The 21,583-nt window shown below is 71.6% G+C and carries 18 protein-coding genes; 12 read left to right on the forward strand and 6 right to left on the reverse strand.

Annotated elements, in window-relative coordinates; all coding sequences use genetic code 11:
- Positions 1–12 precede the first annotated feature (12 nt).
- Positions 13–939, forward strand: coding sequence for an Lrp/AsnC family transcriptional regulator (locus MRBLWH7_RS05935; protein ID WP_342000100.1), 927 nt, complete (start codon positions 13–15; stop codon positions 937–939).
- Here MRBLWH7_RS05935 and MRBLWH7_RS05940 read toward each other — a convergent pair.
- Complete coding sequence (locus MRBLWH7_RS05940; RefSeq protein ID WP_342000103.1) at positions 912–1,907, reverse strand: YafY family protein; 996 nt, start codon at positions 1,905–1,907, stop codon at positions 912–914. The genes MRBLWH7_RS05935 and MRBLWH7_RS05940 overlap by 28 nt on opposite strands.
- 100 nt (positions 1,908–2,007) lie before the next feature.
- On the opposite strand from MRBLWH7_RS05940, the gene MRBLWH7_RS05945 reads away from it, so the two are divergent.
- Positions 2,008–3,129: an epoxide hydrolase gene (locus MRBLWH7_RS05945; RefSeq protein WP_342000106.1), complete on the forward strand. Its 1,122-nt coding sequence runs from the start codon at positions 2,008–2,010 to the stop codon at positions 3,127–3,129.
- Here the strand turns inward: MRBLWH7_RS05945 and MRBLWH7_RS05950 are convergent, their stop codons facing one another.
- The 5 genes from MRBLWH7_RS05950 to MRBLWH7_RS05970 all read right to left on the reverse strand — a co-directional run bounded on the left by MRBLWH7_RS05950 (position 3,130) and on the right by MRBLWH7_RS05970 (position 8,212).
- Positions 3,130–3,834, reverse strand: coding sequence for a lipoate--protein ligase family protein (locus MRBLWH7_RS05950; RefSeq protein WP_342000109.1), 705 nt, complete (start codon positions 3,832–3,834; stop codon positions 3,130–3,132).
- 38 nt (positions 3,835–3,872) lie between these two features.
- The gene (locus MRBLWH7_RS05955; protein ID WP_342000111.1) at positions 3,873–5,447 is read right to left on the reverse strand and encodes a multicopper oxidase family protein; all 1,575 of its coding nucleotides are present in this window, start codon (positions 5,445–5,447) and stop codon (positions 3,873–3,875) included.
- Positions 5,434–5,907 carry a hypothetical protein gene (locus tag MRBLWH7_RS05960; protein ID WP_342000114.1) on the reverse strand — a complete coding sequence of 158 codons (474 nt, stop codon included), beginning with the start codon at positions 5,905–5,907 and terminating at the stop codon, positions 5,434–5,436. Before MRBLWH7_RS05960 ends, MRBLWH7_RS05955 begins: the two co-directional genes overlap by 14 nt.
- Positions 5,908–6,119: 212 nt before the next feature.
- On the reverse strand, positions 6,120–6,836 hold the full coding sequence (locus tag MRBLWH7_RS05965) for a hypothetical protein (RefSeq protein ID WP_342000117.1): 717 nt from the start codon (positions 6,834–6,836) through the stop codon (positions 6,120–6,122).
- A 155-nt stretch (positions 6,837–6,991) separates the two neighbouring features.
- Positions 6,992–8,212 (reverse strand): globin domain-containing protein, encoded by a 1,221-nt coding sequence (locus MRBLWH7_RS05970; RefSeq protein WP_342000121.1) that lies wholly within the window; start codon positions 8,210–8,212, stop codon positions 6,992–6,994.
- A 132-nt stretch (positions 8,213–8,344) separates the two neighbouring features.
- Between MRBLWH7_RS05970 and MRBLWH7_RS05975 the strand changes: the two genes are divergently transcribed.
- The 10 genes from MRBLWH7_RS05975 (at position 8,345) to MRBLWH7_RS06020 (ending at position 21,574) form a co-directional block, all read left to right on the forward strand.
- Entirely contained in the window at positions 8,345–8,956 is a 612-nt protein-coding gene (locus MRBLWH7_RS05975) for a helix-turn-helix domain-containing protein (protein ID WP_342000124.1), read from the forward strand.
- Between the two features lie 67 nt (positions 8,957–9,023).
- Positions 9,024–9,512: an adenosine-specific kinase gene (locus tag MRBLWH7_RS05980; RefSeq protein ID WP_342000127.1), complete on the forward strand. Its 489-nt coding sequence runs from the start codon at positions 9,024–9,026 to the stop codon at positions 9,510–9,512.
- 86 nt (positions 9,513–9,598) lie between these two features.
- Positions 9,599–10,927 (forward strand): NAD(P)/FAD-dependent oxidoreductase, encoded by a 1,329-nt coding sequence (locus tag MRBLWH7_RS05985; RefSeq protein ID WP_342000130.1) that lies wholly within the window; start codon positions 9,599–9,601, stop codon positions 10,925–10,927.
- A gap of 93 nt (positions 10,928–11,020) precedes the next feature.
- Positions 11,021–13,660, forward strand: coding sequence for a PEP/pyruvate-binding domain-containing protein (locus tag MRBLWH7_RS05990; protein ID WP_342000132.1), 2,640 nt, complete (start codon positions 11,021–11,023; stop codon positions 13,658–13,660).
- Positions 13,661–13,720: 60 nt separating this feature from the next.
- Positions 13,721–15,193 (forward strand): pyridoxal-dependent decarboxylase, encoded by a 1,473-nt coding sequence (locus MRBLWH7_RS05995; RefSeq protein ID WP_342000134.1) that lies wholly within the window; start codon positions 13,721–13,723, stop codon positions 15,191–15,193.
- The gene (locus MRBLWH7_RS06000) at positions 15,190–16,503 is read left to right on the forward strand and encodes a SidA/IucD/PvdA family monooxygenase (protein ID WP_342000136.1); all 1,314 of its coding nucleotides are present in this window, start codon (positions 15,190–15,192) and stop codon (positions 16,501–16,503) included. The genes MRBLWH7_RS05995 and MRBLWH7_RS06000 overlap by 4 nt, the downstream gene beginning before the upstream one ends.
- Complete coding sequence (locus MRBLWH7_RS06005; protein WP_342000138.1) at positions 16,500–17,087, forward strand: GNAT family N-acetyltransferase; 588 nt, start codon at positions 16,500–16,502, stop codon at positions 17,085–17,087. The genes MRBLWH7_RS06000 and MRBLWH7_RS06005 overlap by 4 nt, the downstream gene beginning before the upstream one ends.
- The gene (locus MRBLWH7_RS06010) at positions 17,084–18,871 is read left to right on the forward strand and encodes an IucA/IucC family siderophore biosynthesis protein (protein ID WP_342000140.1); all 1,788 of its coding nucleotides are present in this window, start codon (positions 17,084–17,086) and stop codon (positions 18,869–18,871) included. The genes MRBLWH7_RS06005 and MRBLWH7_RS06010 overlap by 4 nt, the downstream gene beginning before the upstream one ends.
- A 4-nt stretch (positions 18,872–18,875) precedes the next feature.
- Entirely contained in the window at positions 18,876–20,978 is a 2,103-nt protein-coding gene (locus tag MRBLWH7_RS06015) for a penicillin acylase family protein (RefSeq protein ID WP_342000142.1), read from the forward strand.
- Complete coding sequence (locus tag MRBLWH7_RS06020) at positions 20,975–21,574, forward strand: GNAT family N-acetyltransferase (RefSeq protein ID WP_342000151.1); 600 nt, start codon at positions 20,975–20,977, stop codon at positions 21,572–21,574. Before MRBLWH7_RS06015 ends, MRBLWH7_RS06020 begins: the two co-directional genes overlap by 4 nt.
- Positions 21,575–21,583 lie beyond the last annotated feature (9 nt).

Consider the following 21,583-nt stretch of genomic DNA (forward strand, 5'->3'; position numbering starts at 1 on the left):
TCGAGGATCGCGATGGATTTCGACGCCGAACTCATCCGCGAGCTGCAGGTCGACGGCCGCGCCAGCATCCACACGCTCGCAGGGCGCCTCGGTCAGTCGCGCGCCGCCGTCTCGACGCGCCTGAACGCCATGCTCGCCGACGGCACGGTGCGCGTCGTCGCCGCGGTCGACCCGGTGTTCCTCGGGCAGCACGTGCTCGCGCACGTCTCGATCCGCACGCAGGGCGGTGTCGAGCCGGTGGCGCAGCACCTTCGCGGACTCAGCGAGACCGTGCTGGTCTCCGCCGTCGGCGGTGCGTACGACCTCGTGACCGAGGTGCGGCTCGGATCGATGCCCGCGCTGCACGACCTGCTCGCGCAGATCCGGGCGCTCCCCGGCGTGGCCGATATCAACACGCTCATCTACACCGACGTGGTCAAGGGGTTCTTCGTGTCGGAGTACCACGGAGACGTCACCGTCGACACGATCGACACCGCGCTCATCGAGCAGCTCCAGCGCGACGGCCGCAAGAGCTACCGCGCACTGGGCGAAGCCGTGCGGCTCTCCCCCTCGGCGGTCACGACACGAGTGCAGCGGCTCGTCGACGGCGGCGTCATCAAGATCAGCGCGGTGGAGGCGCGCGGCCTCGTGCACCGCCAGCTGTCGATGGGCGTCGGCCTGAACCTCGCGGACGCCGACGACCGGGTGACGGAGGCGCTGCGCACGTGGCGGGGCGTCGACTTCGCCGCACGCACCCTGGGCCGCTTCGACGTCGTCACGACGCTCGTCGAACCGTCGGCCGGCGCGTTGTACGCGAGCCTGGAGCGGATCCGCGCGATCCCGGGCGTCTCGGGGGTCGAGGCGTGGTTCCACCTCGCGGTGCTCAAGGAGGACTACGCCCGGACGCTACGGCCGGCCGGCGGCGGCATCCCTCAGCCGCTCGGGTCGATCACCGGGTGATGGGCCCGGCCGTCAGTCCCCGCTGCCCGCTGAAAGCGCGCGGCCAGCTCGTGCAGCGCGACGCGCAGGTCGGGCGCGTTCACCACCTCGAACTCGGCGTCGAGCATGCCGAGGTAGAGCGCGAGCGTGCGCGGATCGTCGGAACCGACGACGATCTCGCACCGGGAGTCGCCCTGGTCGATGATCGACAGACGGACGGGAATCAACCCACGAACGTGATCGGCGGAGGCGTGGACGACGACCCGCGCGCGGTAGTGCCACGTCGCCGTGGCGACGCCGCGCGCCACGTGTTCGACGATCTGCTCATCGGGCGGCAGGGGCTTCGGCACGAACCGCGGACCGACGGGCGGCCGGAGGTCGATGCGATCCACGCGGAAGGTTCGCCACGCGTCGCGTGCCGGTTCCCAAGCCAACAGGTACCAGCGCGAGTTCGCCGCGACGAGCCGGTACGGCTCGACGTCGCGACGGCTCCGGCTTCCGTCGTGGGACACGTAGTCGAACCGCACCCGCTCGGTGTTGCGGCACGCGGCGGCGATGGCGACGAGCAGGTCGGGCGACACCGCCGTCTCGGGCGACGGCACCGACAGCGCCGACACGCGGAGCGACTCGACGCGTTCACGCAGGTGTGACGGAAGCAGCCGCTGGAGCTTGAGCAGGGCACGGACGGATGCCTCGGCCGCACCCTCGACCGCGCCCGACGTCGCGGTCCTGAGCGCGAGGGCGACGGCGACCGCCTCGTCGTCGTCGAGCAGCATGGGCGGCATCGTCGCGCTCTCGCCGAGCCGGTACCCGCCGGCGACACCCGGACTCGCTTCGACCGGATAGCCGAGGCGACGAAGGCGATCCACGTCATTGCGCACGGTGCGGGTGGTGACGTCCAGCCGCTCCGCGAGCTCCGGGCCGGTCCAGTCGCGCCGCACCTGGAGGAGGGAGAGGAGGCGGAGCAGCCTCGCCGAGGTTTCCAGCACCCGTCAACGATCCCATCGATTGCGGAACGAACTGTTCCGCATCGCACGATAACTTCGGCTCAGTGGACGCACAAGCGCCCGGAGAATCGAAGGAGAGACGATGGACGAGATCACGCCTTACAGCATCGCGGTCAGCGACGATGAGCTCGAAGACCTGCGGCGCCGCCTCGACACCACCCGCTGGCCCGACGAGTCGCCCGCGGACGGGCGGGAGCGGGGCATTCGCGCGGCCGAACTGCGCGCCCTCGCCGACCGATGGCGCGATGGGTTCGACTGGCGGGCGGTCGAGGCGCGACTGAATCGTATCCCGCAGTCGATCACCGAGATCGACGGCCAGCGGATCCACTTCTTCCACGCACGGGCAGAGGAGGAGAACGCCCCCGTTCTGCTCCTCACGCATGGATTCCCCAGTTCCAACGCCGAGTTCGAACGCCTGATCGAGCTGCTCACCACGTCCGGAGACGGCCAGTCATTCCATGTGGTGGCGCCGGCACTGCCCGGGTACGGCTTCTCGACGCCGTTGAGCGGCGCAGGCTGGGCGATGGGCCGCACTGCGCGGGCCTGGGTCGAGCTCATGCGTCGCCTCGGTTACGACCGCTACGGCGTGCACGGCGGCGACATCGGGGCCGGAGTGTCGGGCCTCGTCGCGGGGCTCGACCCCGAGCACGTCACCGGCGTGCACTTCGTCACGGATCCGATGACGGCCGCCAACACGGCGACCTTCCTCCCCGGTCTCGCGGAGAGCCTCGACCCCGACGACGCGACCGACCACACGATTCTCGAGCGAATGGACGCCTTCCGGAACGACGGGTCGGGATACCTTGCGATCCAGAACACCCGCCCGCAGACGATCGGCTACGGCTTGACGGACTCGCCGGTCTTCCTGCTCGCCTGGATCGCCGAGAAGCTGCAGGACTGGACCGACGTCGACCTCGAACCCGCCCAGATCCTCACGCTGGTGTCGATTGCATGGTTCGGGAGGGCGGGCGCGTCGGCAGCGCATACTCTCTACGACCAGGCGCACTCGCAGGACTGGGGCGCGCCGTCGAAGGTGCCGCAGGCAGCGGCCGTGTTCGGCGCCGATCCGACGGTCCGCCGGGTCCTGCCCTTCCCGGCGGACGGGCGCTGGACCGAATTCGAAGGCGGACTGCACTTCCCCGCGATGGAGATGCCCGACGTGCTGGCTGACGACCTCCGCGCCTTCTTCGGACCGCTGCGCTGATCATGCGCCCGTGAGCGCGGCGATCAGCGCGCGTTCGACCATCGCCCGCGGCATACGCGGCACCTCCGTGGCAAGCGTGCCGAAGGTCGCCGGGTCCCACTCGAGTTCGAGTGCCGCGTTCACGGCGAGGAGCACGTCAGTGAACCGCTCGACGGCGCCGAGCGGCAGCATCCCGCTCAGCAGTCGTGCGCCGCGCACGGCGCGCTGCGAGGTTCCGATGAGCTTCACGGCGCCGCGCGCATTGATGCTGAACTCGCCGGGGCAGTACTCCCCGGGCACATCGCCGACGCGGGCGTCGACGCCGAGCCCGCGCATCGCCACGACGAGCGCGTCGCCGATCTCGCGGAAGAACCGCACCTGGTCGATCGCTCCGTCGGCCTCGCGCGCGACCACGTCGAAGACGATGCAGCTCTCGTCGTACGCCACGGCGCGTCCGCCCGTGGGACGGATGGCCGGTGTGAAGCCGCGCTCCTGGGATGCCCGTCGTGCCATGTCGAACCCGGGCATGCGGCTCTCGCGGCGGCTCATCGCGACGGTCGGCACCGGGCTGTACAGGCGCACGACGCGCGGTTGCGCGATGGTGCCGGTCGCCACCGCCCGCAGGAGCTCGGCGGACCTTTCGAGGTCGGTCGCAGCATCCGCTCGCTCCTCCTGGCGGATGACGAGCACCCTGCCCTTCGGCGGCAGCGGGTCGAGCATGGTCATGCGCCCCACACTCTCACGGGACAGGCCGGGCCGGACGTTCACTCGGGGTCGTTGCCGGTGTCTCGTCCGAGGCGGAAGGGCGTCGTGACGCCGTTGTAGGCGACGTGGGTCATGAGGCCCTCCGCCGCGTGAGGGAGGTTGTGGCAGTGGTCCATCCACACGCCCGGGTTGTCTGCGATGAATGCGACCTCGAACGACTCGCCGTGCGCGACATCGAGGGAGTCCACCCACCACGGGCTGCCGGACGACGGCACGCCGTCACGGGTGAGGACGAGCAGGTGGTGCCCGTGAAGATGCATCGGATGTGCCTCGCCGCTGCTGTTGGAGATCGTCATCACGACGACGTCGCCCTCGTCGACCATGTACATCGGCACGCCGGCCCCCAGACCGCCGTTGATCGTCCACCAGTAGCCCGGGCGTCCGTCGAGGAAACCGGGAAGGCGGCCGATGTCGTAGGTGAAGCGGCGATCGGGGGCGTCCGAGTCGAATGCGGTCGGGGCGGGCTCGCCGTAGGAGAGCAGATCGAGCGGGTCCCTCGGCGCCGACGTCTGGTCGACGTGAGCGCCGTGCGGACCGATGACGAGCGAGGCACCGGGAACCTGGACGCGGACGGCACCACCGGCGGGCACCCGTACCTCGAGGTCGGCACGACCGCCCGCGGTGATCTGCACGCTCTGATCGGCGACGGCGGTGGGGCCCACGAGATCGTGACCATCGACGGCGAGCACTCGGAAGGACGAACCGCTCACCCAGGCGCTCGTCGGCGTCGAGTCGGTGTTGATGAGTCGCACGCGGACGCTGTCACCCGGGGCCGCCTCCTGGTGCGAGTCGCCGATCGCGCCGTTGATCGTGCGGGCGCCCCCGGGGTACGTGTGGATCGCTGCGACGACGTCGAGGACCGGAGGGTTCCCGGCCGCCGCGGCGGCGGCATCCGTCTGCGGGGTGGGACCGAAGATCAGCGCGCCGAAGAGGCCGCCGACGACCTGCGGGTGCGAAGCCTGGTGCGCGTGGTACCAGAACGTGCCGACCTGCTCGGCGACGAAGCGGTAGGTGAAGGTCTGGCCGGGCATCACGGCGTCCTGCGTGACGCCGGCGACACCGTCCATCGCGTTGGGGACGTCGACCCCGTGCCAGTGCGCGGTGACGCCGGCGGGCACGTCCTCGTTGCGCAGCACCACCTCGACGAGCTGCCCCTCCGTCGCCCGGATGGTCGGGCCTGGCGTGCTGCCGTTGAGCGTGAATCCGTCGAACGGCGCACCGCCCGGGAGCGTGACGCGCTCCGCCCGCGCGATGAGTTCGACGTGGACGTCGGCGGGGCGGTCGGGGTCTGCCGTCAGGTCGGACACGCTGGTCTCGTCGGCCGCGGGACCGCTCGCCGCGGTGCGTGTGCCGGAGGCGCTGACGTGTCCGTGCGCCGCACCGGGGGTTTCGGCACCTGGCCCGCCCCCGAAGTCGGGAACGCCCATGTCGATCGCCGAGTACGAGCCGGGCAGCACGCTGGCCCACCACATCCAGCCGACGAGCCCCACCGCGACCACGCCGAGCACGGCGCCGAGCCGGCGGGCGAACCAGGCCCACCGGCTCTTCGCCGAGTCCGTTCTAGGCGGAAGCACCGACGGCCGCCGGCGCGGCCGCGTCGGCCTTCGCGATGACACGGCCCCTCGAGGCGTTGAGCCCAGCCAGCAGCGCGGTCGTGAACAGCAGCAGGGCGTTGATGCCGTGCAGGAAGCCGAGCAGCGGAATGCCGTGACCGAGCAGTCCGAGCGTCACCTGCAGCACGACGAGCACGAGGACGCCGGCGGCGAACGTCACCGCGTGCCGCACCTTCACGAAGAACGACACGATCAGCAGGATCAGCGCGAGCGCGGGGATCACGAACATGCCGTTCATGCCGTGGATCATGAAGCCCATCACTTCCGGGAACGGCGGCGGGCCCTCCTGCGCGGAGGCGTCGACGACGCCGCCTTCCGCGATGTACAGGCCGAGACCGGCCGACGCCCAGGCGTGCGAAGCGGCTTGCAGCGCGACCAGCGCGCAGATGGTGAACGACAGAATGCGGTAAGTAATGCGCATGATTGCTCCTTGATGTCGGGATCAACGCATGTGCAGAGTCGTGCGCGCGCTGCACTGATACGTCGAACGACGGATAGTCCCCACGCTGACCCCCACCGGGTCCCCCAGGACCCGAGTGCCACCATCACCGGTGTCGGCGGCGATCGGTTCATGCTCCCACTCCGGCCCGGCCGTTACCAGAGCGGATCGGGCGGCGCATCGGGGCGGACGCGTCAGGGTCGTCGCCAGTGCGACGGCGGCTCTTCGCTGCGCCGGAGTGGTCGGTAGGCCCGCCACGTGGAGCTGAAGCGGTAGCCGCCGTATGAGACACCGGCGACCACCACGACGGCGCCCACGACCACGCCCACAGCAACCGAGACCCCGGTCGCCACGCCGAACGCCGCACATAGGCCTCCTGCACACATGCCGGCGACGGACGCGGTCACGAGGATCGCGAGGACCATCGAGGATCCGAGCAGCTGCTCGATTCCGCTCCGGTAGCGGAGGAAGGAGTACGTGACGGACATGCCGAGCTGGTCATCGCTCGTCGAGGCGAGGAAGTTGCGCGCCGCCGCGGGGTCTACCTCACGGTAGGCGCCACGGATCCGGTTCATCGCGACGACATACATCATGTCCTCCTCGGCCACCGTGATGACCCGGATCAGCGTCAGCAGCCCGACCACCGTCAGAAAGCCGAGGATGCTCAGCGCCGCCACCGGGAACCACGATCCGAACCCACTCGCCTGGCCCAGCAGACCGATCGTGACCAGTCCCGCCGACACGAGCGTGAGGAAGATCGTGATGCGGGTCAGCACCTCGCTCTGCGCGGTGCTGCGTGCTGCGAGCAGCCCCCAGTGCTCGGTCGCCAGGATCTGCAGCCGGCGCGCGAGCGCCGCGTCGCTCTCGGCCCCGCTCGCCTCGGCCCCACCCCCGTCGGCCCCCGTCCCCATGGTTCATGGTCCCACCGAGGTCGGGCGGGCGGTAGGCCGCTCCGGACCGCCCCGCCGAGTGCACAGAATCGGAGGTCCGACGCGACACCGCGGGTCGCGGCATCCGTCCCCGGTGTGTCGGTCGAAAGCTCCGACTCTGTGCGAGCAACCCGGGCTCAGGCGGCCGCGCCCTCGGGGTTCTGGGCCCACAGGTCGGGGCCGAAGACCTCGTAGTGGATGCGCTCACTCGGGATGCCGCGCGCCATCAGCGTCGCGCGGGAGACGCGCATGAACGGCAGCGGGCCGCACATGAACACCGTCGCGTCGTCGGGGAGCTCGACGTCGGCGAGGTCCATGAATCCCGCGCGCGCCGGGTGGAGCGTCGGGGCGGTCTCCGCATCGGTCTCGTACCAGTTCTGGGCCCTCGCGTCGTCCATCGCGAGCACCTGGCGGCGCAGCGAAGAGTACAGCGCGTGCGAGTCGTGCGCGCGGTCGGCGTGGAACAGGCGCACGGTGCGCTGCGGCTGGCGGCGCGACAGGTCCTCGAGGATCGCGGCGACCGGCGTGATGCCGATGCCGGCCGACACCAGCACCAGCGGCTGATCGGAGCCGTCGAGCACGACGTCGCCGGACGGCTGCGACACGTCGAGCACTGTGCCGGGCGTCGCGTTCTCGTACAGCCACGTCGACACCTGGCCGTCGGGCGTACCGGCGGTGCCGCGCACGCGCTTGACGGTGACGCGGAGCGAGTCGCCGCGCGGTCCCGAGGAGATCGTGTACTGGCGCGGCTGACGCGAGCCGTCGGGCAGGTCGACCGCGATCGCGACGTACTGCCCCGTGTGGTGCGACGGCACCTCACCCGCGACGGGTGCGAGCAGGAGGGAGAACACGTCGTCGGATTCCTCGAACCGCTCGACCACCCGGTACTCCCGCCACGGGTGCTCGGGGTCGGTGCCGCCCTGCGCGTAGAGCTTCGCCTCCTCGGCGATGAGCGAGACGCCGAACAGCCAGTACACCTCGTCCCACGCGGCGCGCACCTCGGCCGTGACGGCGTCGCCGAGCACGGTGCCGACCGCGTCGAGCAGGTGGTGCCCGACGATCGTGTACTGGCGGGCCTGGATGCCGAGCGAGACGTGCTTGTGCGCGATCCGGCGCATCACCGGGGTGAAGTCGGGCGCGTCGGGGTCGATGAGCTGGACGGCGAACGCGACCACCGATGCGGCGAGCGCCTTCGGCTGCTCCCCCACCGCCTGGTTGGCGCGGTTGAAGACCCGCAGGAGCTCCGGGTGGGCGGCGAACATCGCCGGGTAGAAGACCTTCGTGATCTCCTCGGCGTGCTCCGCGACGACACCCGCGGTGGCGCGGACGATGGCTTCGGACTCCGGTGAGAGCTGCATGGGGTTCCTTTCTCGGACCGGACGCGACGCCTTCGACCTTCCTCCGTCCGCGCGCGGGACGGCGGGCGTTCCACCGGTTTTATCCGGCCCGTCTCCCAGCGCAGCCGGATCCGGGCGGGTTACCGTCGGAGGATGCCCCGCCGCGCGCACGACTTCCGCGGGCTCACACAGCCCCGCCGCCTGCAGCTGCTGCAGGCGATCCAGCGCGTCCCCGGACGCCGCGCCGGCGAGCTCGCGTCGGAGTGCGGCATCCCGCTCAACACCGTCCGCGATCACCTTCGCGTGCTCGAAGACGAAGGGCTCATCCGCAGCGAGACGCTTCAGGTCGGCGTGCGCGGGCGCCCGCCGGTGGTGTTCCATCCCGTGCGGGAGTCGGCGTCGAGCGACGCGGCGAGCGCGCGCGTCGAAGGCGCCGAGACGCGGGGACGGATGCTGCGCGCCGTGACCCGCAGCGACGCTCCGCCGCTTCCCGCCGACGCCGCGCGTCAGCTCGACGTGCTCTACGAGCACCTGGACGACGCCGGGCTCGACCCCGCCGTGGACGAGACGACGCTGTCGTTCGACCTGGCGCCCTGCCGCTACCACGACATGATCGACGAGGACCGCGCCCTCGTGTGCGGCGTCCACGCGCGACTCGTGCAGGACGTGCTGCTGCACACCGAGGGCCCGCTCGAGCTCCAGCGCCTGGAGCCCTTCGTGACGACGCACCACTGCCGGCTGCTCCTCACCAGCCGCGCCGGATAGCGCTCGCGGGTTCCCGGCGTGTCGAGAGGACGAGGAGTCTAGGCTGGCGCTGTCGGAGGAGGTTCCCATGACCGTCGACATCGAGGTCGTTCCGCTGGACAAGCCGGACGACGTGAACGTCATCGTGGGCCAATCGCACTTCATCAAGACCGTGGAGGACCTGCACGAAGCGCTCGCCGGAGTCGGCGGAACGCTCCGGTTCGGCGTCGCGTTCTGCGAGGCATCCGGTGCGCGGCTCGTGCGCCGCACGGGCAACGACGATGACCTCGTCGCGCTCGCCGTCGATGCGGCGCTGGCGATCGGCGCCGGTCACGCGTTCGTGATCATGCTGCGCGAGGGGTTTCCGGTGAACGTCCTCAATCAGGTGAAGGCCGTGCCCGAGGTCTGCTCCATCTACTGCGCGACCGCGAACCCGGTGCAGCTCCTCGTCGCGGTGACCGACGCCGGCCGCGGCGTCGCGGGCGTCATCGACGGTCAGCCGCCGGTCGGCGTCGAGACCGAGCAGGACGTCGCCGACCGGCGAGATCTGCTGCGCGCCATCGGGTACAAGCTCTGACCTCGGCGGCGCCCGTGGATGGGCGACCCGCCGGAAGCCGCTAGCGTCGAAGGGCGCAGCGAAGCGCCGGCCGGGGAGGATCGCAGATGGATCATTTCGACACGATCGTCGTGGGAGCGGGAGTCGCGGGACTGACCGCTGCGCGCCTGCTGAGCAGGGCCGGCCGTCGCGTCGTGGTGTTCGAGGCCCGGGACCGCGTGGGCGGCCGCATCTCGACCGACCGCCACTTCCCCGGGACAGTGACCGACATGGGCGCCTCCTGGATCCACGGCATCAACGGCTCCCCCGTCGCCGCGGCCGCGGAGGCGTTCGGCATGCGCACCGTCGAGTTCACCGTCGGCGGCTACCAGCCCGACAGCCACCCCATCGCCTATTACGGCCCCGACGGGAGTCGATTGACGGATGCTGCCGCCCAGGCGTTCATCGACGACATCCACACCGTCGACGCCACGCTGCGGGACGTGATCGCCGCCTCCGCCCCCGACGCGTCGTACCGCGACGTGACCGATGCCGCGCTCGCGGCGCAGGGCTGGGACGCGGCGCGCACGCAGCGCGTGCGCGAGTTCCTCGAGCACCGGTCGGAGGAGCAGTACGGCGCCTGGATCGAGGATCTCGCCGCCCACGGACTCGACGACGACGCCATCGACGGCGACGAGGTCGTGTTCCCCGAGGGGTACGACCGCCTGCCGCGCCGGCTCGCCGAGGGACTCGACATCCGTCTCATCCATGTCGTGACAGACGTGCAGTGGTCGCCCGAGGGGGTGCTGGTGACGACCGATCGCGGGCTGTTCGCCGCCGACACCGCGATCGTCACCGTGCCGGTCGGCGTGCTGCAGTCGGACGAGTTCGTGATCGAACCGCCGCTGCCCGAGCCGGTCGCGGGGGCACTCAGCAGGCTCACGATGAACGCGTTCGAGAAGGTGTTCCTGCGGTTCCCGGCGAAGTTCTGGGACGACGGCGTCTACGCGATCCGCCAGCAGGGGCCCGAGAGCCGCTGGTGGCACTCGTGGTACGACCTCACCGCGCTCCACGGTACGCCGACGCTGCTCACGTTCGCCGCCGGTCCCGCCGCGGTCCAGACGCGCGACTGGACGGAGGACGAGATCGTGGAGTCGGTCCTCGTGCAGCTGCGGCGCCTGTACGGTGACCGTGTCGAGGCGCCGACGCACGTGCACGTCACGGACTGGCAGGACGACCCGTGGTCGCACGGCTCGTACGCCTACATGACGGTCGGGTCGACGACGGCCGACCACGACGACCTGGCGACGCCCGTCGGCGGCGTGCTCCACCTCGCCGGCGAGGCGACCTGGACCGACGACCCGGCGACGGTTCCCGCCGCGATGTTCTCGGGCCACCGAGCCGCCGAGAACGTCCTGGGACGCAGCATCCCCATCGAAGAAGCCTGGACCGGCTGACGACATCCGGTCGATCTTGTGGCGAGGTGCGCGGAGTGCGAGTCTGCACCTGAGCCCACGAGCGTGGGCCGACCTGGCCGAGAGGACGACACCATGGCCGCGTCCACTCGAGAGGAGCCCGTCGACGCGGGCACGGCCCTGGTCGTCGATCTCGCCGAGCTGTCGGCCGACGACCTCGCGACCGTCGGCGGCAAGGCGGCCAACCTCGGCGAGCTGATCCGCGCGGGCTTCGACGTGCCGCCCGGCTTCTGCGTCACCACCGAGGCCTACCGGCGGGCGGTCCGCGGATCGGCCGTGGAAGCAGGGACGATCACGGATGCTGCGGCCGCCCGTACGGCGGTGCTCGAGGCGCCGTTCCCCTACGAGGTGGCCCAGGCGGTGCGAGAGGCGTACGACCGGCTGGAGCCCGGGGCGGGTCCCGTCGCCGTCCGGTCCTCGGCGACCGCGGAGGACCTTCCGGGAGCGAGCTTCGCCGGCCAGCAGGACACCTACCTGAACGTGGTCGGAATCGACGACGTGCTGGACGCGGTCCACCGCTGCTGGGCATCGCTGTGGACCGACCGGGCGGTCGCGTACCGCACCGCCCAGGGCATCGACGGCGCGGGCGTCGCGCTGGCGGTCGTCGTGCAGCGGATGGTGGACGCCGAATCGGCGGGCGTGCTGTTCACCGCCGATCCGGTGACCGGCCGTCGGCGACAGGCGGTGATCGACGCTGCGCGTGGCCTCGGCGAGGCCGTCGTATCGGGCTCGGTCGACCCGGATCATTTCGTCGTCGACACGGCGACCGGACGGATCCTGGATCGCCGAGCCGGCCGCGACGGCGACCAGGCGGCGAGCGTGACCGATTCCCAGGTGCGTGCGCTGGCCGCGCTCGGAGACCGTGTCGAGCGCGCGTTCGGCAGTCCGCAGGACATCGAGTGGGCGATCGACGCCGACGGGCACGCGTGGCTCACGCAGTCCAGGCCGATCACGACGCTGTTCCCGGTACCCGTCCGCGACGCCCCCCTTCCCGCCGCCCACACCCGCGTCTATTTCTGCGTCAGCCTGGCGCAGGGGCTCCACCGGCCCATCACGCCGATGGGAATCGCCGCTTTCCGGGTGGTCGGCTCGGGGTTCCTCGACCTCATCGGCCGCCGTCCCGCCCGGATCGCCGACGGACCCGGGGCGTTCGCGATCGGGGGCGACCGCATCTTCGTCGACGCGACGCCGGTCGTGCGATCGACCGTCGGCCGCGAGATCATGCCGCGGGCGCTCGACGTGATGGAGGCGCGGTCCGCCGTCGTGGTGCGCGGACTCTTCGCCGACCCGAGGTTCTCCGTGCTCCCGCGCTCGCGGCGACGCTTCGCGCGCGGCGTCCTCCACCTGGCCGCCCGCATCCGGCTCCCGCTCCTGGTCGGGCAGGCGCTCTTCAGTCCGGCAGCGGCGCAGCGACGGGTGCACCGGTTGGCGAGGGAGGTCCGGACGCGGGACATTCCCGCCGGCGGCGACATCCCGACGCGGGTCGACGGCGTGGTCAATCTGCTCTTCCGTGCGATGCCGCTCGCACCGCGCAGCCTGCCCGGCGCCCTCGTCGGCTTCGGGATGCTGGGACTCGCCGGGCGTCTGCTGCGTGGTTCGACGCAGCCCGGCGACCTGCAGACGGTGCTCCGCAGCGTGCCCGACAACGTCACCACCCAGATGGATCTCGAACTGTGGGACGTCGCCGTGCGCGCGCGGCGCGACGCCGAGTCGGCGGCGGCGCTGCGCACCCGCGACGCCGAAGACCTCGCGGACGCCTATCTCACGGGCGCTTTGCCCGCCGTCCTGCAGCGCGCTATGGCGAACTTCCTCGCCCGCTACGGTCACCGCGCCGTCGCCGAGATCGACCTCGGCATGCCGCGCTGGGGCGAAGACCCCGCGCACCTGTTCGGTGTGCTGTCGGGATACCTTCGCCTCGACACGGATGCTGCGACCCCCGCCCAGCACTTCGCCGCCGGTGCGCGCGACGCCGAGGCGATGATCGACACCCTCGTCGCTCGCGCACGTCGGCGCAGCCGGCTCCGCGCCGCGGCCGTCGGGTTCTGCCTGCGGCGCACTCGGGCGCTCGTCGGAATGCGCGAGATGCCGAAGTTCCTGATCATCACCGCGATGCGCCGGGCCCGGGCGGAGCTCGTCGACATCGGTGCCGAGCTCGCCGCCGCAGGACGGATCGCAGATCCGGGGGACGTGTTCTTCCTCGACTTCGAAGAGGCCAAGCGGGCGGCCGCGGGAATCGACATGCGCGCGACGGTGCGCGAGCGCAGAGACCGCTACGGCACCGAGCTGCGACGCCGCCACGTGCCGCGCATGCTGCTCTCCGATGGGACGGAACCGGAGGCCGTCGGCGACGGCTCCGCCGCGGATCAGCCCGGGGCGCTGCGGGGCACCCCGGCATCGGCGGGGACCGTCACCGCGCCGGCGCGGGTGATCCTCGACCCGGTCGGGGCGCGCCTCGAGCCCGGGGAGATCCTCGTCGCCCCATCGACCGATCCGGGCTGGACGCCGCTGTTCCTCACCGCGGGCGGGCTCGTCATGGAGATGGGCGGCGCCAACAGCCACGGCGCCGTCGTCGCCCGGGAATACGGCATCCCTGCGGTGGTCGGAGTCGCGCGCGCGACCGACACGATCACGACCGGCGTCGAGGTGACCGTCGACGGGGCGTCGGGCGTCGTGACGATTCCGCCGGCCGACGAAACTGTTACGTCCGCGCATTGACACACGCTCCGAGATCGACTTAGTTAGGCAAGGCAACCCTAACTGAAGGAGCTCTCCCCCGTGCTCGATCTGCTCACGCGTTCCACCGCCGACACCTACCGCTCCCTCATCGCACAGACCTCGGCGCAGGTCGCCGATCGGTTCGAGGCGACGACGCAGCCGTTCTCGGGCGCGTCCCGCGCCGAGCTCCAGATGCTCGTCGACGACGTCCCCCTCGACGGCGAAGGCATCGGGTCCTCGCAGGCCGTCCGCGAGATCGACGAGCTGTTCCTCGAGCACGCGGTGTGGTTCCACCACCCCGCATACGCCGCCCACCTCAACTGTCCGGTCGCGCTGCCCGCTGTCGCGGCCGAGACCGTGCTCGCAGCGGTCAACACGTCGGTCGACACCTACGATCAGTCCGCGGTCGGCACGCTCATCGAGCGGCGGCTCATCGGCTGGGCCGCCGACCGCGTCGGCTTCACCCACGGCGGCGGTGTCTTCACCTCGGGCGGCACGCAGTCCAACCTTCACGCGCTGCTGCTGGCCCGCGAGGCCGCCATGGCGGCGACGCCTCTGCCGCGTCCGCACGCGCTCGCACGGCTCGTGATCTTCGCGACGGCGTCGAGTCATTTCAGCGTGGGCAAGTCCGCTCTGCTGCTGGGGCTCGCCGACGACGCGGTCGTCGAGATCGCCGGCGACGGGCAGGGACGGATGGATGCCGCCGCCCTGGCCCTCGCGATGCGCGAGGTCGCGGCATCCGGTCGCCTGCCGATGGCCGTCGTGGCGACCGCCGGCACGACCGACCGCGGGGTGATCGACCCGGTCGACGCGATCGCGGACGTCTGCGACGAGCACGGCGTATGGCTGCACGTGGACGCGGCCTACGGCTGCGGGCTGCTCGTGTCGCGGCGACGCCGGCACCTGCTCGCGGGCGTGGAGCGTGCTCGATCGGTGACGATCGACTTCCACAAGAGCTTCTTCCAGCCGGTGTCGTCGAGCGCGATCCTGGTGCGCGAGCCGCGCGACCTGGCGGCGGGCGCCTGGCACGCGGACTACCTCAACCCGCTCGAGAACGACGAGCCCAACCAGGTCGACGTGTCGCTGCAGACCACGCGCCGCTTCGACGCCCTCAAGCTGTGGGTCACGCTCCGCGCGCTCGGGGCCGACCGCATCGGCGACATGTTCGACACGGTCATCGACCTCGCAGAAATCGTCGGCGACGAGATCGCGGCTGATCCCGAGCTCGAGCTCGTCGGCCACACGCAGCTCAGCACGGTGCTGTTCCGCGTGCAGCCCGAAGGGGTCGACGACCGCACGCGGGACGCCCTCGTCGCGGGCGTCCGGCGCGTGCTGTTCGAATCGGGGCGCGCACTCGTCGCGAAGACCGTGATCGACGGGCGACCCTGTCTCAAGCTGACGCTGCTCAACCCCTCGACCACACTCGACGACATCCGTCAGATCCTGGCGATGGTGAAGGATGCCGCCACCACCCTCGCGGGCATCGCGCCCGAGTTCGACGAGGCTCTCGCGGGCGCGGAGGCGTCCGCATGAGCGCGCACGTGCACGACATCGTCGGTGTCGGGATCGGCCCGTTCAACCTCGGGCTGGCGTGCCTGGCGGAACCCACCGGGCTGGACGCGGTGTTCCTCGACCGCGCCGAGGGCTTCCGCTGGCATCAGGGCATGATGATCGAGGGCGCCACGATCCAGGTGCCGTTCCTCGCGGACCTCGTCACGATGGCCGACCCGACCTCGCCGTTCTCGTTCGTGAACTGGCTGAAGCACACCGGTCGCCTCTACCCGTTCTACATCCGCGAGAGCTTCTACGCGCTGCGCACCGAGTACGACGCGTACTGCCGGTGGGCGGCCGCGCAGCTGCCGAACCTGCGCTGGAACCACGAGGTGATCGCGGTCGAGCACGACCCCGCCGACGACACGTACGTCGTGCGCGCCATGCGCACCGATACCGGCGAGGAGAGCGAGCTGCGCGCACGGCACGTCGTGCTCGGAGTCGGAACGCAGCCCGTCATCCCACCCGCCCTCCGCGGGCTCGACGGCCCGGTGATCCACAGCTCGGAGTACCTGGATCATCGCGACGCGCTGCGCGCGTCGGGCTCGGTCACGGTGGTCGGCAGCGGCCAGTCGGCCGCCGAGATCTACCGCGACCTGCTGGAGGGCGCGCGGGACCCTGGTTATCGGCTCGACTGGGTCACCCGGTCGCCGCGGTTCTTCCCCATGGAGTACACCAAGCTCACGCTCGAGATGACCTCGCCGGAGTACACCGATCACTTCCACGCGCTGCCGATCGGCATCCGCCAGCACCTCGGGCGCGAGCAGCGGAGCCTGTACAAGGGCATCTCGGCCGACCTCATCGACGACATCTACGACACCCTCTACCGGCTGAGCGCCGACGGGCCCGTGCCCACGACTCTGCTGACCGACACGGAGGTGACGTCCGCCGAGTGGGACGGCGGTCGCTACCGGCTTCAGCTGCGCCACGCCCAGGTCGACCGCGAGTACGTGCGAGAGACCGCGTCCCTCGTGCTGGCCACCGGCTACGCCGCGCAGACGCCGCCCTTCCTGGCGCCGATCGCCGACCGCCTCGACCACGACGTGCTCGGCCGCCTCGCGGTGGCGCGCGACTACAGCGTCGACGGCGGGCGCGGCCGCGTGTTCGTGCAGAACGGAGAGGAGCATACACACGGTCTCACCGCGCCCGACCTGGGCTTCGGCGCCTGGCGAAACTCGTCGATCCTCGCGTCGATCACCGGCCGCGAGGTGTACCCGATCGAGCGCCGCATCGCCTTCCAGGACTTCGGGGTGCCGGCCGACGCCACCGCCGCGATCGGTGCGGCCCGATGACGTTCACGACCTCGATCGTCGCGGCCGACCCGCAGCGCGACGCCCCCGTGCTGCAGCGATGGCTCGCCGACCCGCACGCCGCGTTCTGGGGCATGGGCGATCTCGACGTCGACGCCGTGCGTGTCTACCTCGCGGGCGTCGCGGCCGACCCGCACCAGCAGGCCTGGCTCGGACTGGTGGACGGCGTGCCCACCTTCTTCGCCGAGACGTACGACCCGGCGCACGTGCTGCTGCGCGGCATCCATGTCCCGCTCCCCAGTGATCTCGGCATGCACGTGCTCATCGCACCGCCGAGGGGCGAACCCCGCCATGGCCTCACCGACGCCGTCTTCGCCGCCGTCATGACGTGGTGCTTCGACGGGCTCGGCGCGCAGCGCGTCGTCGTCGAACCCGATGCGCGCAACGACCGCATCCGGCGCAAGAACCTCCGCGCCGGCTTCACCGAGCTGCGCCACGTCTCCATGGACGAGGGCGGCCACGCCAAGACCGCGGTGCTGTCGGTGTGCACGCGCGACGACTACGCCCGCTCCGAACTCGCCGCCGTCGCGGCACCCGCACTCGCACGAACAGGGATTTCCGCATGACCGCCGTCGCCGCTCACCTCTCCCCCGCTCACCTCGCCGACGCACAGCGCCACCTCGTGACCAAGGCGATCGCCGAGTTCAGCCACGAACGTCTGCTGATTCCCGAACCCGTCGTCGGGGGCTGGCGCGTCACCGTGCCGGACGCCGACGTGCAGTACCGGTTCGAGGCGGTGCGCGCCGAGCTCGATCACTGGGTCGTCGATGAGGCGAGCCTGCGTCGGCTCGTGGCCGGCGAGCCCGCCGAGCTCGACGCGCAGGCGTTCATCCTCGAGCTGCAGCCGGCGCTGGGCTTGTCCGATCAGCTCCTGCCGATCTACCTCGAGGAGATCGCCTCCACGTTGGCGAGCGCAGCGTTCAAGATCGCCCGAGGGGGGCCCTCGGCCGACGAGCTGCTCACGGCGGACTTCCAGACCATCGAGTCCGCCATGACCGAAGGGCATCCGGGGTTCGTCGCGAACAACGGACGCATCGGCTTCGGCGTCTCGGCCCACGCCGCCTACTCGCCCGAGGCGGGGCGTCCGTTCCGGATGGTGTGGCTCGCGGCGCGCCGGTCGCAGTCGCATCTCGCGCTCGGCGCGGGCCTGGACGAGGCATCCCTCCTCTCCGGCGAGCTCTCGCCCGCCGAGCACGCGCGTTTCGCCGAGCGCGTGACGCAACTCGGCGAGGACCCCGGCGACTACCACCTGCTGCCGGTGCACCCGTGGCAGTGGGAGAACCGCATCGCGATCACGTTCGCACCCGACGTCGCGCGGCGCGACCTCGTGCTGATCGGCGAGAGCGACGACGAGTACCGCGCGCAGCAGTCGGTGCGCACGATGTTCAATGCGACGAACCCCCACCGGCACTACGTGAAGACGGCGCTGGCGGTGCAGAACATGGGGTTCCTGCGCGGGCTGTCGCCGGCGTACATGCGCGTGACCCCGGCGATCAACGACTGGGTCGCCGAGCTCGTGCCCGGGGACGCCACCCTGCGCGACTCGGGCTTCCGCGTGCTGCGCGAGCGCGCGTCGATCGGGTACACCGGCGACGCGTACCACCGGACGCCGACGCCGTCTGCGCACCGCAAGATGCTCGCCGCCCTGTGGCGCGAGAGCCCGGTGCCGCTGATCGCGCCCGGCGAGCGGCTCGCGACGATGGCGGCGCTGCTGCACCGCGACGCAGACGGTCGCTCGTATGCGACGGCGCTGGTGAAGGCGTCCGGGATGGCCGCGACGACGTGGGTGCGCGCCTGCCTGCGTGCCTACCTGCGCCCGCTCGTCCACTGCCTGCTCGCGCACGACCTCGCGTTCATGCCGCACGGCGAGAACCTCATCCTCATCCTCGAGGATCACGTACCGCGCGGCGTCTTCATGAAGGACATCGGAGAAGAGGTCGCGCTGCTCGCCGACCGCGCCGTGCCGGACGCCGTGCGCCGCATCGTGTCGCCGGTCGACGACGAGGAGAAGGCGCTCGCGATCTTCACCGACGTGTTCGACGGCGTGCTGCGCCACCTCGCCGGCATCCTGCACACCGACGGGACGCTGCGCGAGAGCGAGTTCTGGCGGATCGCCGCCGAGATCATCGACGAGCACGAGGCGCAGCATCCGTGGATCGACTCCCGGGTGGATCTGCGTGCCGATGCGTTCGCGCACTCGTGCCTGAACCGCCTGCAGCTGCGCAACACGCTGCAGATGGTGGACCTCGCGAACCAGTCCGCGTCGCTGATGTACGCGGGAACCCTGTCGAACCCGGTCGCCCGGTCGCGCGTCGGCTCGGCCGCGGTGCGGGAGCCTGTGGGAGTCTGACGCCATGGCGGAGGTCTATCGCGACGGCCTCGGCATCCCCCACATCCGCGCGACGGATGTCGGGGACCTCGCCGAGGCGCAAGGAGAGGTGACGGCACGCGACCGCGGCTGGCAGATCGAGGTCGACCGGCTGCGCGCTTCGGGGCGGCTGTCGGAGCTGATCGGCGAGGCAGGCGTGGCGTGGGACGCCTTCGCGCGGCGCGCACGCCTCGACGACACCGCCCGCCGGGCGTGGGAGGGGACGGATGCGGAGACCCGCGCCTTCGTGAGCCGCTACGCGGAGGGGGTTCGGCGTGGCATGGCCGCCGTCGGCGGGGGTGCGATCGAGTTCCGGACGCTCGACGACGTCTTCGGCGACACGCGACCGCTCGAGCCGTGGGCCGATCACGACCCGCTCGGTGTGCTGCACGTCGCGCACGCGCTGTTCTCGACGTTCCCCGTGATGCTGTGGCGCGAGCACGTCGCCGCGACGCTCGGCGACGCGTGGGTCGATGTGTTCGCGGGGTACGGCGACGGCGGCGACGAGACGCTTCCGACGTCGGGCAGCAACGGGTGGGCGCTGCACGGCTCGCGGACCGCATCCGGGATGCCACTGGTGGCGGGCGACCCGCACCGCATCTTCGAGCTGCCCGGCGTCTACCAGCAGGTGCGGCTGGCGTGCGACGAGTTCGATGTCGTCGGTCTCGCGTTCCCCGGCGTTCCCGGGACCCCGCACTTCGGGCACGCCGGCGACGCGGCGTGGGGCGTCACGAACGCGATGGCGCACGGCGTCGACGTGTTCCGCGAACGACTGCGACGGGTCGCCGGCGGCTACGAGGCGCTCGGACCCGACGGCTGGCGCGGCGTCGGCGTCGAGCGCTCGGTGATCCGGGTGCGCGGCGGCGACCCGGTCGCGGTCGAGGCCATCGAGACGGAACGGGGCACGGTCGTGACCGAGCTGCGTCCCGATGGCGACGGGCTCGTCGGATGGAGTGTGCGCATGCCCGCTCGCGCGAACGCCGACCTCGGCGCCGGTGCACTTCTCGGCCTGCTGCGCGCCAGATCCGCCGGCGAGGTCGTCGCCGCGTTCGGGCGATGGGTCGACCCGGTGAACCGGGTGCTCGCCGCGGACCGCGATGGCGCGGTGCTGTCGGTGACGGCCGGGGTCGCGCCGGACAGGCCGCGTGGCGAGCGTCGGCTGCCGTTGCGCGCTGAGTCGGGGACGGCTGCGGGGACTCGAGCGGGCGGGCGCCCACTCGCGGTGACCGATGTGGCGGTGGACGCGAACGAACGGCCGGGTCGCGCGGAGATCGACCTCGGATGGGCGTACTCGTCGTCTCACCGTGCAGAGCGCATCCGTGTCCTGCTCGAGGAGCGCCGACCGGGCTCCGTCGACGAATTCGTGGCCGTCTGGAGCGATACGGCGAGCGGCTCGGCGGCCGCGCTCCTTCCGTTCCTGCCGCGCGGGCCCCTGCCACCTCGGGCCGCCCGGGTGCGCGACGCGCTCGTGGGCTGGGACGGACGGATGGATGCGGCATCCGTCGCCGCCGGCATGTTCGCGGCCTGGCGAGCCACCCTTCTGCGGCGGGTGGCCGCGCATCCGGTGCTGCGACCGCTGCACACGCCGCACGGCTTCGGCGCGGTCTTCGACCCGTGGCTGGGCGTCACCGGGCAAGTCGCCGCGGCGCTGGCGCGGCTGCTCGCCCACCCCGCCTTGCGCGACGACGTCGAGGCGCTGGTGGTGGCCGCGCTCGACGACGCCCCCGACGCGGCCGAGTGGGGTGCGACGCATCGCCTGCTCGCCCTGCACGTGCTCGCCGACGTGCCCGGGGCCATCGATCCGGGCGCACGCCTCGATGTGCCGCTGTCGGGCGACGGCGACGCGGTGCGGTGCACGGGCTCGACGCCCGGTGTCACCGACCGGTCGTGGCGGGGCTCGGTCGCACGATGGGCGTGGGACCTCTCCGACCGCGAGAACAGCCTGTGGAGCGTGCCGTTCGGCGCCGCAGGCGACCCCGGCTCACCGCACTTCTCCGACCAGCTCGCGGCATGGTCCGAGGTCCGACCCACGCGGGTCGTGACCGACTGGGCCCGCCTCCGTCCCGACGTCCCGACAGGAGCCGCATGACCATTCTCACCGCGGACCGCCTCGTGAGCGGACCCGCCGGCGCCGTCGTGCACACGGCCGATGACCCCGTGCTCGGCCGCATCGAGATCGCGGTGCTCGACCCGGTCGCCGACCTCGACGTGATCCACCGCTGGGTGACGGCCCCGACCGCCCGCTTCTGGGGTCTCGGGCAGCTCACGTCCGCGGAGCTGAGCGAGCTCTACGCGTACGTCGACGGCCTCTCCACCCATCACGCGTTCCTGATCCGGCGCGACGGCCTCCCGATCGTGCTGTTGCAGACCTACGAGCCCGAGAACGACCCGCTCGGCGAGGTGTATGACGCCCAGCCCGGGGATGTCGGCATCCACTTCCTGCTCGGCGACCGCGGCGCACCCGTGCGCGGTCTCACCACGCGCGTGGCGCACGTGATCACCGGGTTCCTCTTCGCACAGCCCCCGGTCGACCGCATCGTGATCGAGCCCGACGTCGGCAACGACCGCGCCGTCGCCCGCGCCCGCCTCTTCGGGTTCGCCCTCGGCCCGCAAGTCGAGCTGCCCGGCAAGTCGGGGCAGCTCGCGTTCCTCACCCGGGACGCGTGGGAGTCGGGCGGGGCCTGACCGAAGCCC

Source organism: Microbacterium sp. LWH7-1.2, assembly GCF_038397755.1.
Classification (GTDB): Bacteria; Actinomycetota; Actinomycetes; order Actinomycetales; family Microbacteriaceae; genus Microbacterium.

What these genes read in the sequence shown, in the direction of transcription:
- MRBLWH7_RS05945 (WP_342000106.1), top strand. Translation starts at nt 2,008, where the DNA reads ATGGACGAGATCACGCCTTACAGCATCGCGGTCAGCGACGATGAGCTC.
- MRBLWH7_RS05935 (WP_342000100.1), top strand. Translation starts at nt 13, where the DNA reads ATGGATTTCGACGCCGAACTCATCCGCGAGCTGCAGGTCGACGGCCGC.
- MRBLWH7_RS05950 (WP_342000109.1), bottom strand. Translation starts at nt 3,834, where the DNA reads ATGACCATGCTCGACCCGCTGCCGCCGAAGGGCAGGGTGCTCGTCATC.
- MRBLWH7_RS06020 (WP_342000151.1), top strand. Translation starts at nt 20,975, where the DNA reads ATGACCATTCTCACCGCGGACCGCCTCGTGAGCGGACCCGCCGGCGCC.
- MRBLWH7_RS05990 (WP_342000132.1), top strand. Translation starts at nt 11,021, where the DNA reads ATGGCCGCGTCCACTCGAGAGGAGCCCGTCGACGCGGGCACGGCCCTG.
- MRBLWH7_RS06000 (WP_342000136.1), top strand. Translation starts at nt 15,190, where the DNA reads ATGAGCGCGCACGTGCACGACATCGTCGGTGTCGGGATCGGCCCGTTC.
- MRBLWH7_RS05985 (WP_342000130.1), top strand. Translation starts at nt 9,599, where the DNA reads ATGGATCATTTCGACACGATCGTCGTGGGAGCGGGAGTCGCGGGACTG.
- MRBLWH7_RS06010 (WP_342000140.1), top strand. Translation starts at nt 17,084, where the DNA reads ATGACCGCCGTCGCCGCTCACCTCTCCCCCGCTCACCTCGCCGACGCA.
- MRBLWH7_RS05965 (WP_342000117.1), bottom strand. Translation starts at nt 6,836, where the DNA reads ATGGGGACGGGGGCCGACGGGGGTGGGGCCGAGGCGAGCGGGGCCGAG.
- MRBLWH7_RS05960 (WP_342000114.1), bottom strand. Translation starts at nt 5,907, where the DNA reads ATGCGCATTACTTACCGCATTCTGTCGTTCACCATCTGCGCGCTGGTC.
- MRBLWH7_RS05980 (WP_342000127.1), top strand. Translation starts at nt 9,024, where the DNA reads ATGACCGTCGACATCGAGGTCGTTCCGCTGGACAAGCCGGACGACGTG.
- MRBLWH7_RS05970 (WP_342000121.1), bottom strand. Translation starts at nt 8,212, where the DNA reads ATGCAGCTCTCACCGGAGTCCGAAGCCATCGTCCGCGCCACCGCGGGT.
- MRBLWH7_RS06005 (WP_342000138.1), top strand. Translation starts at nt 16,500, where the DNA reads ATGACGTTCACGACCTCGATCGTCGCGGCCGACCCGCAGCGCGACGCC.
- MRBLWH7_RS06015 (WP_342000142.1), top strand. Translation starts at nt 18,876, where the DNA reads ATGGCGGAGGTCTATCGCGACGGCCTCGGCATCCCCCACATCCGCGCG.
- MRBLWH7_RS05975 (WP_342000124.1), top strand. Translation starts at nt 8,345, where the DNA reads ATGCCCCGCCGCGCGCACGACTTCCGCGGGCTCACACAGCCCCGCCGC.